Origin of the sequence: Sphingomonas asaccharolytica NBRC 15499, assembly GCF_001598355.1 — a bacterium.
GTDB lineage: Bacteria > Pseudomonadota > Alphaproteobacteria > Sphingomonadales > Sphingomonadaceae > Sphingomonas > Sphingomonas asaccharolytica.
Genome location: NZ_BCYU01000099.1, coordinates 1 through 14,273, shown reverse-complemented (window position 1 = coordinate 14,273; position 14,273 = coordinate 1). Strand labels below are relative to the sequence as shown.

The following is a 14,273-nucleotide window of genomic DNA, read 5'->3' as shown; positions in this document are numbered from 1 at the left end:
ATTCGGTGGTATTCGGCGGCTTCTCGCCCGAAGCGCTGGCCGGGCGAATCGAGGATTGTGGGTCGACCCTGGTGATCACCGCCGACGAAGGCAGGCGCGGTGGCAAGAAAGTCCCGCTCAAGGCCAATGTCGACGCCGCGCGCCGCCATGCGCCGGGGCTGAAAACGGTCATCGTCGTCAAGGCGACCGGCGGCGACGTCGCGATGGGCGACGGCGATCTGTGGTATCACGATCTGGTCGAGCAGGCGTCGGCCGAGTGCCGGCCCGAACCGATGAACGCGGAGGACCCGCTGTTCATCCTCTATACCTCGGGATCGACCGGCAAGCCCAAGGGCGTTCTCCATACCACCGCCGGCTATCTGGTCTGGGTCAGCCTCAGCCACGAACTGACCTTCGATTACCGGCCCGGCCAGATCTATTGGTGCGCCGCCGATATCGGCTGGGTCACCGGGCACAGCTATATCCTCTACGGCCCGCTCGCCAACGGCGCGACCAGCCTGATGTTCGAAGGCGTGCCCAATTGGCCCGACGCCAGCCGCATCTGGCAAGTCGTCGACCGTCACCAGGTCGAGATCATCTATACCGCGCCGACCGCGTTGCGCGCGCTGATGCGCGAAGGCGACGATTACGTGACGCGGACCAGCCGCCAGTCCCTGAAGCTGCTCGGCACGGTCGGCGAACCGATCAATCCCGAGGCGTGGCGCTGGTATCACGAAGTGGTCGGGGAGGGGCGCTGCCCGATCGTCGATACCTGGTGGCAGACCGAGACCGGCGGACACATGATCACGCCCTTGCCCGGCGCTACCGACCTCAAGCCAGGCAGCGCGACTTTGCCCTTCCCCGGCGTCGATCCGCAGATCGTCGATACCGACGGCATTGTCCTCAACGGCGCGGCGGAGGGGAATCTGGTCATCGCCAAGAGCTGGCCCGGGCAGATGCGCAGCGTCTGGGGCGACCATGACCGCTTCTTTCAGACCTATTTCACGACCTATCCGGGCAAATATTTCACCGGCGACGGCTGCCGCCGCGACGAAGACGGCTATTATTGGATTACCGGCCGCGTCGACGACGTGATCAACGTCAGCGGGCACCGCATGGGCACCGCTGAGGTCGAAAGCGCGTTGGTGCTCCATGCCAAGGTCGCCGAGGCGGCGGTGGTCGGCTTCCCGCACGACATCAAGGGGCAGGGCATTTACGCTTATGTCACTTTGAACGCCGACGAGGCGCCATCGGAAGAATTGCGCAAGGAACTCGTCCAGTGGGTGCGGACCGAGATCGGGCCGATTGCCTCACCGGATGCGGTGCAATTCGCACCAGGGCTGCCCAAGACGCGATCGGGGAAGATCATGCGCCGCATCCTGCGCAAGATCGCCGAGGGCGATGTGTCGAACCTGGGCGACATTTCGACCCTGGCCGATCCGGCAGTGGTCGACGATCTGGTCAAGAACCGGGTCGGCTGATGCCGGTCGAGGCGGTTCGTGGCGACATCACGCGGCTGGAGGTCGACGCGATCGTCAACGCCGCCAATTCCTCGCTGCTCGGTGGCGGCGGCGTCGACGGCGCGATCCATCGCGCCGCCGGGCCGGAATTGGTCGCCGAATGCCGGATGCTAAACGGCTGTAAGCCGGGTCGAGCCAAGGCGACCGGCGGCTACCGCTTGCCCGCGCGGTACGTGATCCACACGGTCGGGCCGGTGTGGAATGGCGGGAGCAAGGGTGAGGCGGAAACGCTGGCGAGTTGCTATCGCGAAAGCCTGAGGGTCGCCGAGGGGCTGGGGGTGCGCACGATCGCCTTTCCGGCGATCAGCACCGGCATTTACGGCTATCCGCGCGACGAAGCGGCGGCGATCGCGGTGCGCGAGACGGTGGCTGCAGCGGAGCGGTTCGACAATATCCTGCTGGTCGCGTTCGATGCGGAGACGTTCAAGCTTTATCGCGACCGGCTCGCCTAGACCGACGGAACGCGCCTCAACAACCATCGTCACCCCGGCCTTGTGCCGGGGTCTGCCTCTCCACCGCGCAAGCCAGCCGTCGTTGCGCGGCGGATGCCGGGACAAGCCCGGCATCCGCTAGGAGTGCGGCGAGGTCGCCCCATCCGTCACACGAAGCAGGCGATTTCGCCCATTTCCTTGGGGATGGGATAGCCGGTCACCTTGACTCCCGCCGCGTCGAGCCAGGCATGCGCGTCGATCGCGCGCGCGCCGCTCGGGCTTGCACCGAAATGCATCACGCTGGCGATTCCGCGCCGCCGCAGCATCGCGTGCGCAGCCATCGCCTGCTGCAGGCAGACCGAGCGGAAGGGCATGAACGGCGCGGCCGAGCGCACTGCCCAGCCGATCGCGCGTGCCGTCGCGGCCTGGTCGGGGGTGGTCGCCGCCGCGCGCTGGGCGACGCGCGGGTCGGCCGGGCTGACGAAGTCGCCCAGCCGCCCCGCGACTCGCGAAAACGGCAGGACGAGCAAGAGCATCCGCGCCGCGAACATGCTGGCGCAGGCTTCCGCGACCAACAATTGGCGCCGCCAGCCCACCCCGGCCAGCGTCTTCATTTTGTGCAGAATATCGCGCGCCATGATGGACATGACTGACAGGGTTTATTGGCGAAGTCGATTGCGTGTGCTTTTGCTGGCCGCTATAGTTTCATAATACACGCAGGGCGGGAGTTTTTCTGAAATGAACAAGAAGGTTATCGGCCGGCTGGCGCTCGGCGCCGCGGCGCTGGCGATCGCGATTCCGGCAGTGGCGAAGATCGCGGCGACGGCGCCGCGCTACGGTGCGTTCGGCATCGACCTCACTACCCAGGACAAGGCGGTCAAGCCGGGCGACGATTTCTGGACCTATGCCAATGGCGCCTGGGCCGCGCGCACGACGATTCCCGACGACAAGGGATCGGTCGGCTATGGCAACATCCTGAGCGACGAAGCCGAGGTCAACGTCCGCAAGATCCTCGACGACATGGCCGCCAACCCGAGCAAATACGGCACGACCGGCAAGCAGGTCGGCGATTTCTACGCGAGCTGGATGGACGAAGCGGGGATCGAGGCCAAGGGCACCGCGCCGCTCAAGCCTTATCTCGCTAAGATCGCGGCGGTGAATGATCTGGCCGGCCTGCAGACCCTGTTCGCATCGACCGGCTATGCCTCGCCGGTCGAGCTCGGCACGATGCCGAGCCTGTCGGATCCCGAACATTACACCGCCGTCGTCGGCCAGGGTGGCCTCGGCATGCCGCGCGACTTCTATCTGCTGCCGGGCGAGAAGTATGACGCCTTCCGCAAGGCGTATCGCGCCTATGTCCAGCATGTCCAGGAGCTCGCCGGCATTCCCGACGCCGGCGCCAAGGCCGATGCGATCGTCGCGCTCGAAACTGCCATGGCCAAGGATCAATGGTCGCCCGAACAGAGCCGCGACATCGCCAAGCTCAACGATCCCGAAGACGTTGCCGGGTTGAAGGCCAAGGCGCCCGATTTCGACTGGGCGCTGATGCTCAAGACCGCCGGGCTCGAATCGTCGCCCAAGGTGCTGATGGCCAACAACACCGCGCTGACCGCGATGGGCAAGATCATGACCGCGACGCCGCTCCAGACGTGGAAGGACTATCTCGCTTTCCACTTCGTCAGCGACCATGCGACCTTCCTGCCCAAGGCATTCGACGACGCGCGGTTCGATTTCTATTCGAAGACGTTGTCGGGCGTGCAGGTCAAGCGCGACCGCTGGAAGCGCGGCGTGCAGCTGACCAACGGCGCGCTCGGCGAAGCGGTGGGCAAGCTCTATGTCGAGCAATATTTCCCCGCCTCGAGCGAGGCCAAGATGGCCGAGCTGATCGAGAATCTGCGCACGGCCTATGGCAAGAAGATCGCCGGCTCGACCTGGATGGATGACGCCACCAAGAAGGCGGCGTTGGCCAAGCTGGCGGCGTTCGAACCGCGCATCGGCCACCCGGTCAAATATATCGATTATTCGTCGCTCCAGGTTGAGCGCGGAGACCTGCTCGGCAATGCGATGCGTTCGGCCGAGTTCGATCATCAGCTCGACCTGCAGCGTTTCCCCAAGCCGGTCGATCGCAGCTTGTGGGGCATGACGCCGCAGACGGTGAATGCCTATTACAATCCGCTGGCCAACCAGATCACCTTCCCGGCGGCGATCCTGCAGCCGCCTTATTTCGATCCCAATGCCGATCCGGCGGTCAATTATGGGGCGATCGGCGCGATCATCGGCCATGAAATGGGTCATGGCTTCGACGATCAGGGCAGCCAGTTCGGGCCGACCGGCAAGTACGAGAATTGGTGGACCGACGCGGCGAAGAAATCGTACGGCGAACACACCGCCGCACTCGCCGCGCAATATGACGGTTACGAGGCGATCCCCGGGACCAAGATCAACGGCAAGCTGACCCTGGGCGAGAATATCGGCGACCTGAGCGGCGTCGAGACCGCTTATGCCGCCTATCAGCTCTATCAGGCCAAGCACGGCAAGGCGCCGGTGATCGGCGGCCTAACCGGCGACCAGCGCTTCTTCTTGGCGTACGCCCAGGCATGGCAGGCGAAGTTGCGCGAGGGACTGCAGCGCCAATTGCTGCTGACCGATCCGCATTCGCCGGCAAGATATCGGGTCAACGGCATCGTTCGCAACGTCGACGCCTGGTACACCGCGTTTGATATCAAGCCGGGCGACGCGCTGTATCTGGCGCCCGAAAAGCGCGTCCATATCTGGTAAGCGGTAGAGATATCGAGCTTAAAAGGGCGTCCGCGATCCGATCGCGGGCGCCCCTTCTTTATCGGACAGGCCCCGCCAGTCGCGACGAGGTATCCCCAATGTCGAACAAGGATCGCACGATCATGATCCACCGCCGCACGCCCGAATCGGCGGCGATGGTGGCGAATACCCAGCGCGCGATGGCGATCACGCCCATCCTCAACCGCCTGACTTATGCCGATGGCGATGAGATCCGGGCGGTGTTCAGCGATCTGATCGGCTGCCAGGTCGACGACAGCTTCATGCTGATCCCGCCTTTCTACACCGCGCACGGCCGCGACATCCGGGTCGGCCGCAACGTGTTCATCAACCAGAATTGTACGATCTACGACCTTGGCGGCGTCGATATCGGCGACGATGTGCTGATCGGGCCGAATGTCAGCATCATCACCACGGGCCATCCGCTCGAGCCCTCGCGCCGCCGCGACGGGGTAACGGCCGCCCCGATCATGATCGAACGCAATGTGTGGATCGCCGCCGGCGCGACGATCATCGGCGGGGTCACGGTGGGTGAGAATTCGGTGGTCGCAGCGGGCGCCGTAGTCACGCACGACGTCCCGCCGAATAGCCTGGTTGCTGGTGTGCCGGCGAGGGTCATCCGCTCGCTCGACGGCTGAGCGATCATCGCTGTTGAAAGCACTTGACTCGAATGTAAGTCGCAGCTTACCGTAAGTCATGACTAACCGAATCGCCGTCGCCCTCAACGCGCTCGCGGACCCTACGCGCCGGACGATCTTCGAGCGCGTCGGCGCGGCGCCCGGCGCGGTGGGGGAGATCGCTGCCGGGTTGCCGGTGTCGCGGCCGGCCGTATCGCAGCATCTCAAGGTGCTGAAGGAGGCTGGGTTGGTGACCGACACGCCCGACGGCACGCGCCGCGTCTATCGCCTCGACCCCCGCGGGCTGGGCGCGCTGCGCAACTGGCTCGACCGCTTCTGGGGCGACCAGCTCAGCGCGTTCAAGGATTTTGCCGACCAGCAGGAGAGCACCGAATGAGCATTGCCCCGATCGTCCAGTCGGTAACCGTAGCGGTGCCGCCCGATCGCGCCTTTGCCCTGTTCACCGGGTCGATCGGCCGCTGGTGGAAGCGCGGCATGACGATCGGCGCCAAGCCGCACGAGGAGGTGGTGATCGAACCGCGACCCGGCGGACGCTGGTTCGAGCGCGACGAGGATGGTGCCGAGACCGAATGGGGCAAGGTGCTCGCCTGGGAGCCGCCCGGCCGCGTGCTGCTCGGCTGGCAGATCGACGCCGCGTTCAAACACGACCCCGATCTCACCACCGAAGTCGAAGTGACGTTCGTGCCCGATGGCACCGGCACCCGCGTGACGCTGACTCACAGCCGGCTCGAACGCTTCGGCGAGTCGGCCGAGCGCATCGCCGCGCAGCTTGGCGGCGGCTGGCCGGGTCTACTTCAGATGTTCGCCGATCTTACCGAGAAGGACGTATGATGACCGACTTCGTGATCCACGGCATTCCCGGCAGCCCCTATGTCCGCGCGCCCTTGCTCGCGCTGGAGGAAAAGGGTCTGCCCTGGCGGCTCGATCCCTTGCCGATGGGCGGCAATCGCACGCCCGATTACAAAGCGCGGCTGCACCCCTTCGCCAAGATCCCGGTGCTCGATCATGGCGATTTCCGCCTCTACGAAACGCGCGCGATCCTCGACTATATCGACCAGATCGCGCCCGACCCGGTGTTGACACCTAGCGAGCCAAAGCTGCGGGCGCGGATGAATCAGGGGATCGGGATCGTCGATTCCTACGTGGCGCCGCGACTCAGCGGTGCGGTGACCTTCCCCCGCCTCGTCGCGGCGCGGTTCGGCATGGCGGTCGACGATGCCGCGGTGGTGGCCGCGATCCCGGCCGCGCAGGAAGTGATCGATGAGCTCGCACGGCTGCTCGGCGATCAGGACTATATGGCGGGACCGGCGTTGAGCCTGGCCGATGTGATGCTGATTCCGCATCTCGCCTTCATGCCCGATTTTGCCGAAGGGGCGGCGATGATCGCGCGGCATGCGCGGCTTGCGGGCTGGATCGAGCGGGTGAAAGCGCGGCCGAGCATGGCGGCAACCGACTGGGCCGTGCTGCTCGACCGGTTCCCAATGCCACAGGCGGCGGAGCCGGTAGCCGCTCACGCCTAGCACGGACCGAGCCAGTTTAGTTCGGCACGCCCCACAGGGTTGCGCGGTCACGCGCGAGCGATTTCATGAATTGATCGAGATCGGTCAGCCGTGTCTCGATCTCGCCGGCGTCCACCCCGCTCCAGACCGAAATATCGTAGCCGGCTTTGGCTTTCTTGAGGTCCTGGCCGGCGCGATAGCGGTCAGTGATGTAGAGCAGTTCGAGCAATTCGGTCGGTCGATTGCGCTTGTCGGCTTTGATCGCTCCGCATTTGACGAGATATTCCGTCATGATGCCGTCATTCGATGTGCTGACCATCACTATCCCCTGTCTCGTGACGCGGAGATGGGGTGCCCACGATGGCGAGTCCAGGGCTAAACCTTCGAAACGCCCATTGCGATGAGGCTCTTCGCCGTATCGACCACGCTGTCGGCGGCGGGGCGCGGGCGCCAGCCGAGCTTTTCCATCGCATGAGTCGGTTCAGCGCGTCGGACCTTGCCGAGCTCGCCGACCAATTGGCGCACCGCCGGGTCGAACAGCGCCACGATCCGCATCACCCAATTGGGCATGCGCCGCTTCGGCACCTTGCCGGCATGCGCTGGCAGCCGCTCGCGCAGGATCGCGGCGATCTCGATCAGGCGCAGGAAACCGTGTGGCGCCACCGCCATGAAGCGCTCGCCGCTGATGTCGGGCGCGGACAGCGCACGGACATGCAAGTCGGCGACATCGCGTACATCGACCAGGTTCAGGCCGAGATCGGGCAAGGCCGGATAGGCGCCCTCGAGCACGCGCTTCACGACTTCGAGCGATGGCGAAAAATCGGTGCCGAGCAACGGCCCCAATACCAGTCCGGGATTGACCGTGACGAATTCCAGGCTGCCCCCTTCCGCCGCGACCCAGTCACGCGCGGCGCGCTCGGCGATCGTCTTCGACTTGGCATAAGCGGACACGCCGGCGGCGGTCACGTCGGTCCAGTCGGCCTCGGTGAATGTGTCCTTGCCCTTGGCGCGGCCATGGAAGATCGCCGCCACCGATGAGGTCATGACCAGCCGCGTGACCCCGGCGTCGCGCGCGAAGCGGAGCGCGCGCAACGCGCCGTCGCGCGCCGGGATGATCACCTCATTCTCGTCCTTCACATTATGGAGCGGGACGGGGGAGGCCATGTGGACGACATGGTGGCACGCGGTCATCGCCTCGGCCCAGCCGGCGTCGCTGGTCAGATCAGCGGCGAAAAAGGAAAGACGATCATTGGCAACGTTCAACCAGTCGCGCACCTCGGCTTCGCGGTTGAGCGAGCGGATGGTGGCACGCACCGTCCAGCCCTGCTCGATCAGCTGGCGAATGGTGAAGCCGGCAATATAGCCGCTGCCCCCGGTGACCAGAACCACGCCCGCCATATGCCTCTCCCTTGGGGCGATAGGCTAGCATATTGATTTCATTTCGCAACGCGTCAGCAGTTGACCCGCGCCTGACCAAGGGAGAGAGCAGGGCGATGAAAGCGCTGCTCGTCTCCGAACTCGGCCCCGATTTCGCCGGCTGCGGGCTGACAGACATGCCCGATCCGGTCCGCCGGCCGGGGCAGGTACTGATCCGGATCCGCGCGGCGTCGCTCAACTTCCCCGATCTGCTGATGACCGAGGGCAAATATCAGCTGAAGCCCGATCTGCCGTTCGTTCCCGGCATGGAGGTCGCGGGCGAGGTGGTGGACACCGATCGCGATAGCGGGTTCGCGCCGGGCGAGGCGGTGGTTGCGGGGACGCGGCTCGGCGGGTTCGCCGAATTGGTCGCCATCGACGCGTCCAGAGTACGACGGCTTCCCGCCAATCTCGATTTCGCCGCCGGCGCGAGCGTCGGCGCGGCCTATAACACCGCCTACGTCTCGCTGGTGCGCTGCGCCCATGTCCAGCCCGGCGAGTGGGTGCTGGTCCATGGCGCGACCGGCGGCGTCGGGCTGGCCGCGGTCGATCTGGCCAAGGCGCTCGGCGCGCGCGTGATCGCCACGTCGCGCTCGCCGGATAAACTGGCGGCCGTGACGGCGGATTATTTGGTCGATGCGACCTTGCCGGCGCCGGGTTTTCGCGAGGCGGTGAAGGAGATCACCGGTGGCGGCGCCGATGTGATCTTCGATCCCGTAGGCGGCGACGTGTTCGACGAAAGCACGCGCTGCATCGCCTTCGGCGGGCGGCTGCTGGTGATCGGCTTCACCTCGGGACGGATCGCGAGCGTCGCGACCAACATCCCGCTGATCAAGGGATTCTCGGTGATCGGCGTGCGCGCCGGCGAATATGGCCGCCGCTTCCCCGACAAGGGCCGCGAGAATCAGGACGCGATCTGGGCGCTGGCGGAAGAAGGCCGCATCCGCCCGCGCGTCGATAGCCGATACGCGCTGGCGGACTGGCGCGCGGCGTTCGAGGCGATGCGGGACAGCCGGATGGTCGGCAAAATTGTGATCGAGCCTTGATAGGCTGTCGGCACGTAGCAGCAAAAAACAAGAAACCCCGGCGGTCGCGAAGACCGCCGGGGTTCGTGGTCGGCCCCGACACCCTGTGAAGGGGGGTTGGTGCCGAGGCCGTACGCCTGTGGCGCTTACGCGCCTCAGCCGCCCAGCAGTTTGAGCACGCCCTGCGAGCTCTGATTGGCCTGGGCGAGCATCGCCGTCGACGCCTGGCTCAGGATCTGGGCCTTGGCGAGGTTGGTCGATTCGGCCGAGAAGTCGGCATCCTGGATGCGGCTGCGCGCATCGGTCAGGTTGGTCGAGTTGTTGGTTAGATTGTTGACCGCCGATTGCAGACGGTTCTGCGCGGCGCCGAGGCCCGCACGAGTCGTCGACACTTCGGCGATCGCATCGTCGAACGCGCTCAGGGTCAGGCCGGTCTTCATCTTGTTGGCGGTGAAGTCGACCACGGCCGACAGCTTGGTCGACGCGGCATTGAGCTGGCTGAACGACATCTGGACGGTGTCGCTCGAATTGGCGCCCGCCTGGATCGTGACGTTGTTGGTCGCCGTCGCGAACAGATTCTTGCCGTTATAGGTGGTGTTGGCGACGATCGAGCTGATCTGCGCGCCCAGCGCATCCTGCTCCGCCGTGATATTGGCGGCGTCGCTGGCCGAATAAGTGCCGTTGGCGCCCTGCACCGCGAGTTCGCGCATCCGCTGGAGCATGTTGGTGACTTCGTCGAGCGCGCCTTCAGCGGTCTGCGCCATCGAGATGCCGTCATTGGCGTTGCGCACGCCCTGGTTCATGCCGCGGATCTGCGCGGTCATCGAGGCCGAAATGGCGAGGCCGGCGGCGTCGTCCTTGGCCGAGTTGATGCGCATGCCCGTGGACAGGCGGTTCATGGCCGTCGACAAGGCGTCGTTGGCTTTGGTCGAAGCATTCTGCGCCCGAAGCGCGGAAATATTGCTACCGATAACGGTCATAATGGTCTCCGTTGCTGACGCTCCCCGCCACCCCCAAGGCAGAAGGTCGAGCCGTCGACAGCAACGAACGACCGCTTTCGCGACCGTTTAAGTAAATTTTTTCGTCACCATGAAAATCCCGGCGGCGGTTGGGCCGCCGGGATCTCCCGGTACGCTTCACTCGAAGCCTGTCCTGCCCAGCCCTCGGGGGGATGGGACTGGGCAGGATCCTTCATTAGCCGAGCAGCTTGAGCACGCCCTGCTGCGACTGGTTGGCCTGGGCCAGCATCGAGGTCGACGCCTGGGCCAGGATCTGCGCCTTCGCCAGGTTGGTCGATTCCGACGAGAAGTCGGCGTCCTGGATGCGGCTGCGCGCGTCGGTCAGGTTGGTCGCGTTGCTGGTCAGGTTGTTGACCGCCGACTGCAGACGGTTCTGGCTGGCACCGAGACCCGCGCGGGTCGTCGACACTTCGTTGATCGCGTCGTCGAACGCGGAGAGCGCCAGGCCGGTCTTCATCTTGTTGTTGGTGAAGTCGACGACTGCCGACAGCTTGGTCGTGGCGGCGTTCAGCTGGGTGAAGTCGACCGAGATCGCGTCCGCCGTGTTGGCGCCGGCCTGGACCGAAATGGTGTTCGACGCAGTGGCGAACAGGTTCTTGCCGTTGAACGCGGTGTTGGTGACGATCGAGCCGATCTGAGCGGACAGAGCGTCCTGCTCCGCCGTGATGTTGGCGGCGTCGGTGGTCGAATAGGTGCCGTTGGCCGACTGCACCGCGAGCTCACGCATACGCTGCAGCATGTTGTTGACCTCGTCCAGCGCGCCTTCACCGGTCTGCGCCATCGAGATGCCGTCATTGGCGTTGCGCACGCCCTGGTTCATGCCCTTGATCTGGGCAGTCATCGAGGCCGAGATGGCGAGGCCGGCGGCGTCGTCCTTGGCCGAATTGATACGCATGCCCGTGGACAGGCGGTTCATCGCCGTCGAGAGGGCCAGGTTCGCCTGGTTAGAGGCATTCGTCGCACGAAGCGCCGATACGTTGCTTCCGATAACAGTCATGTCCGTGTCTCCACTTTGCTACGACGATCCCCGCCTCTCCCCCGAATAGTGCGAGGGGCCGAGCCGTCTGAACCGGAGAACGGCAGGTATTTGCCGGGCTTTAGGCAAAAAATTGCCGGTCCTTTGCCGGTCGCCTCCATTCCGGGTGGGCACGCGGTAATTTTTTGCCGCCTTTGCCGGATGGTTTACGTCTCGTTTACCAAACTCCGGGCATGTCTCCCCACGACGAAGGGGAAATACATGCGTTCGATCTTTCCATCCGATCTGGTCATGCGGCAAAAATATGCCTTGGTCTCTTCGCTGCGTGCGCAGGGCCTCGGCGTTGCCGAGGGTGATGCCCGGCCGCAGGCGAGCGACGTCTTCCTGGTGATAGAAGGCGAGACGCCGCCGATCGCCGACCGCACCCTGGTGATCGGCAGCGAAGGACGCGGGTTCCGGCGCGGAACGGGCGGCACGCCCACGCGCCTCTCCTTCGGTCCGGCCGACAACGCCATCGGATCGGCCTTCGCTTATGCTTATGCCGCCGGCCCCGAAGCGCCGACCGCCGCCGATCCCGAGAGCCTGGCGCTGTTCGCGCTGGCCGAGCGCGTCGCCGATGCCGACATCACCGTGTTGATCAATGGCCCGACCGGCACCGGCAAGGAAGTGCTGGCGCGCACCATCCACCTGAAATCGCGTCGCAGCGACAAGCCGTTCGTCGCGATCAATTGCGCTGCGCTCCCCGAAAGCATGCTCGAGGCGTTGCTGTTCGGCCACCAGAAGGGTGCCTTCACCGGCGCCAGTGCGGCGGGCGAAGGATTCTTCCGTGCGGCCGAGGGCGGCACCTTGCTGCTCGACGAGATCGCCGAGATGCCGCTTCAGCTCCAGGCCAAATTGCTCCGCGTGCTGCAGGAGCGCGAGGTCATCCCTATCGGCGCCTCGACCCCGATCCCGATCGACGTCCGCATCATCGCCTGCGCCAACCGCGACCTGCATGAGGAAGTCGCCGCCGGCCGCTTCCGCTCCGACCTTTACTATCGCCTATCGGTGTTCCCGCTGACCACGCGGCGGCTGGCTGATCGCCCGCAGGACATCCCGGCGCTCGCCGCGGCGATGATCCTGCGCCATTCGGGCAATCGCCAGTCGATCCCCTGGCCCGACCAGGGCGCGATCGACGCGCTGATGGCGCACGACTGGCCGGGCAATGTCCGCGAGCTGGAGAACGTGATCCAGCGCGCCTTGCTGTTCGCCGCGGGCGACACGATAGGCGCGAACCATATCGTGTTCGACCGCCGTCCCGAACCCAAGGCCGATCCGGTCCCCGGACGCAGCGCCGACACGCTCGCCAATGTCGTCCAGTTCAGCGAGTTCCAGGCGATCCGCGAAACGCTCGCCGCATGCGGCGGCAGCCGGATCGAGACCGCGCGCCGGCTTGGCATTTCCGAACGCACGCTTCGCTACCGTCTCGCCAGAGCGCGCGAGCAGGGTGAAGATATCACGAGGATGTGGGCATGAGCGGCATCAACGGCATTGGCGGCGCGATGAGCGTCGACCGGGTAATGGCGCTTCGTGCGCAGATCCTGGAACGCAATACGGCGCTGGCACGCGCCGGGGCGGCGGGGCCGACGGCCGCGCCCACCACGGTCCAGCCGGCCGGACCCGCCAGTTTCGCGGACTCGCTGACGAGCGCGCTCAACAGCGTCAACGACAGCCAGAACCGCGCGTCGGACATCTCCGCTTCGTACGAACGCGGCGAGACGATCGACATCGCCAAGGTGATGCTGGCCCGCCAGGAGGCGTCGGTCAGCTTCGAAGCGACCTTGCAAGTCAGGAACAAGCTCTTGTCCGCGTACAAGGACATTATGAGCATGCCGGTTTGAGATAGGCCATGAGCAACGAACTCACCCAATCCGCCCCGCTCGCCACCGAGCGTTTCGCCAATCCGCTGAAGCAGGTCCAGGGCCTGCTCGGTCAGCCGGCGATCCGCCGCAGCTTGCCGATGATCCTGATGGTCGGGCTGATCGCGTCCGCCGCGCTCGCCTGGTTCATGCTGTCGACGCCGACGCAGAAGACCTTGTTCACGGGGTTGCCCGATAGCGACAAGTCGCAAGTCATGGCCGCGCTCAAGACCGGCGGCATCACCGGCCGGATCGATGAATCGACCGACGCGCTGACGGTCAACGAGGACGAATATTCCAAGGCGCGGATGCTGCTCGCCGGCCAGGGCCTGCCCAAGGCGGCGCCGGGCGGCTACGCGATCCTCGACAATCTACCGATGGGCGTCAGCCGCGCGGTGGAAGGCGAACGGTTGCGCCAGGCGCGCGAGACGGAGCTTGCCCGCTCGATCCAGGATATCGACGCCGTTGCCGAGGCGCGGGTGCATTTGGCGGTACCTGAAAACACCGTGTTCGTGCGCGACAATGCCGCGCCGTCGGCCAGCGTCATGGTCAAGCTCCAGGCTGGGCGCGCGCTCAGCGACGCGCAGGTCTCGTCGATCATCAACCTTGTCGCCTCGTCGGTGCCGGGGATGAAGCCCGACGACGTCACCATCGTCGACCAGATGGGCGCGCTCTTGTCCAAGCCGGGCGCCGGCAGCGACAGCAACGACGCCGCGGTGCGCTACCAGCGCCAGGTCGAACAGAAATATCGCGAGCAACTCAGCCAGTTGCTGACGCCATTGGTCGGCGCGGGCAATTTCACCGCCGAAGTGACTGCCGACGTCAATCTCGACGACACCAGCTCGACTCGCGAAAGCTATGACAAGGCCGGTGCGCTGCGCGCCGAACAGGGCAATTGGACCAACAAGGACGCCCCCAACGCTCAGCCGCCGGGCGGGATTCCGGGGGCATTGTCGAACACCCCACCGCCGCCGACCACGGTGGCGACGCCGACACCCACGCCGACTCCGACTCCCGCTCCCGCTCCCGGGGCGACGCCCGCGGCCGGAGCGGCGGGCGCGCCTGCCGCCGCGGCC

General features: G+C 65.6%; 16 protein-coding genes. 11 read left to right on the top strand and 5 right to left on the bottom strand.

Features of this window, described 5'->3' with window-relative positions; all coding sequences use genetic code 11:
- A partial coding sequence (gene acs / locus SAS01S_RS19425; RefSeq protein ID WP_066812530.1) for an acetate--CoA ligase occupies positions 1-1,460 on the top strand: 1,460 nt, incomplete at its 5' end.
- Complete coding sequence (locus SAS01S_RS19420; RefSeq protein ID WP_066812529.1) at positions 1,460-1,951, top strand: O-acetyl-ADP-ribose deacetylase; 492 nt, start codon at positions 1,460-1,462, stop codon at positions 1,949-1,951. The genes acs and SAS01S_RS19420, both read left to right, overlap by 1 nt.
- Positions 1,952-2,097: 146 nt before the next feature.
- Here SAS01S_RS19420 and SAS01S_RS19415 read toward each other — a convergent pair whose 3' ends face one another.
- A complete protein-coding gene (locus SAS01S_RS19415) occupies positions 2,098-2,568 on the bottom strand; it encodes a lasso peptide biosynthesis B2 protein (protein ID WP_169804986.1) in 471 nt (156 codons plus the stop codon).
- Between the two features lie 100 nt (positions 2,569-2,668).
- Between SAS01S_RS19415 and SAS01S_RS19410 the strand changes: the two genes are divergently transcribed.
- The 5 genes from SAS01S_RS19410 (at position 2,669) to SAS01S_RS19390 (ending at position 6,884) form a co-directional block, all read left to right on the top strand.
- Positions 2,669-4,708, top strand: coding sequence for a M13 family metallopeptidase (locus SAS01S_RS19410; RefSeq protein ID WP_066812527.1), 2,040 nt, complete (start codon positions 2,669-2,671; stop codon positions 4,706-4,708).
- Positions 4,709-4,806: 98 nt separating this feature from the next.
- On the top strand, positions 4,807-5,364 hold the full coding sequence (locus tag SAS01S_RS19405; RefSeq protein ID WP_066812526.1) for a sugar O-acetyltransferase: 558 nt from the start codon (positions 4,807-4,809) through the stop codon (positions 5,362-5,364).
- A gap of 58 nt (positions 5,365-5,422) precedes the next feature.
- Positions 5,423-5,740, top strand: a complete 318-nt coding sequence (locus SAS01S_RS19400; protein ID WP_066812525.1) for an ArsR/SmtB family transcription factor — start codon at positions 5,423-5,425, stop codon at positions 5,738-5,740.
- Positions 5,737-6,195: an SRPBCC family protein gene (locus SAS01S_RS19395; protein ID WP_066812524.1), complete on the top strand. Its 459-nt coding sequence runs from the start codon at positions 5,737-5,739 to the stop codon at positions 6,193-6,195. Before SAS01S_RS19400 ends, SAS01S_RS19395 begins: the two co-directional genes overlap by 4 nt.
- Positions 6,195-6,884, top strand: coding sequence for a glutathione S-transferase family protein (locus SAS01S_RS19390; RefSeq protein WP_084239239.1), 690 nt, complete (start codon positions 6,195-6,197; stop codon positions 6,882-6,884). Before SAS01S_RS19395 ends, SAS01S_RS19390 begins: the two co-directional genes overlap by 1 nt.
- A gap of 16 nt (positions 6,885-6,900) precedes the next feature.
- Here SAS01S_RS19390 and SAS01S_RS19385 read toward each other — a convergent pair whose 3' ends face one another.
- The gene (locus SAS01S_RS19385; RefSeq protein ID WP_066812523.1) at positions 6,901-7,182 is read right to left on the bottom strand and encodes a hypothetical protein; all 282 of its coding nucleotides are present in this window, start codon (positions 7,180-7,182) and stop codon (positions 6,901-6,903) included.
- A 56-nt stretch (positions 7,183-7,238) separates the two neighbouring features.
- Positions 7,239-8,261 (bottom strand): NAD-dependent epimerase/dehydratase family protein, encoded by a 1,023-nt coding sequence (locus tag SAS01S_RS19380; RefSeq protein WP_066812522.1) that lies wholly within the window; start codon positions 8,259-8,261, stop codon positions 7,239-7,241.
- A 95-nt stretch (positions 8,262-8,356) separates the two neighbouring features.
- On the opposite strand from SAS01S_RS19380, the gene SAS01S_RS19375 reads away from it, so the two are divergent.
- Complete coding sequence (locus tag SAS01S_RS19375; RefSeq protein WP_066812521.1) at positions 8,357-9,325, top strand: NADPH:quinone oxidoreductase family protein; 969 nt, start codon at positions 8,357-8,359, stop codon at positions 9,323-9,325.
- A gap of 134 nt (positions 9,326-9,459) precedes the next feature.
- Here the strand turns inward: SAS01S_RS19375 and SAS01S_RS19370 are convergent, their stop codons facing one another.
- Together SAS01S_RS19370 and SAS01S_RS19365 are read right to left on the bottom strand one after the other, a co-directional pair.
- On the bottom strand, positions 9,460-10,284 hold the full coding sequence (locus SAS01S_RS19370; RefSeq protein ID WP_066812520.1) for a flagellin N-terminal helical domain-containing protein: 825 nt from the start codon (positions 10,282-10,284) through the stop codon (positions 9,460-9,462).
- Between the two features lie 214 nt (positions 10,285-10,498).
- The gene (locus SAS01S_RS19365; RefSeq protein WP_066812519.1) at positions 10,499-11,320 is read right to left on the bottom strand and encodes a flagellin N-terminal helical domain-containing protein; all 822 of its coding nucleotides are present in this window, start codon (positions 11,318-11,320) and stop codon (positions 10,499-10,501) included.
- A 240-nt stretch (positions 11,321-11,560) separates the two neighbouring features.
- Here SAS01S_RS19365 and SAS01S_RS19360 point away from each other — a divergent pair, with 240 nt between their 5' ends.
- From SAS01S_RS19360 to fliF, 3 genes are all read left to right on the top strand, one after another.
- Positions 11,561-12,814, top strand: coding sequence for a sigma-54 interaction domain-containing protein (locus SAS01S_RS19360; RefSeq protein ID WP_066812518.1), 1,254 nt, complete (start codon positions 11,561-11,563; stop codon positions 12,812-12,814).
- A complete protein-coding gene (gene fliE, locus SAS01S_RS19355) occupies positions 12,811-13,179 on the top strand; it encodes a flagellar hook-basal body complex protein FliE (protein ID WP_066812517.1) in 369 nt (122 codons plus the stop codon). The genes SAS01S_RS19360 and fliE overlap by 4 nt, the downstream gene beginning before the upstream one ends.
- An 8-nt stretch (positions 13,180-13,187) precedes the next feature.
- On the top strand, positions 13,188-14,273 hold a 1,086-nt coding region (gene fliF / locus SAS01S_RS19350; RefSeq protein WP_157082917.1), incomplete at its 3' end, for a flagellar basal-body MS-ring/collar protein FliF.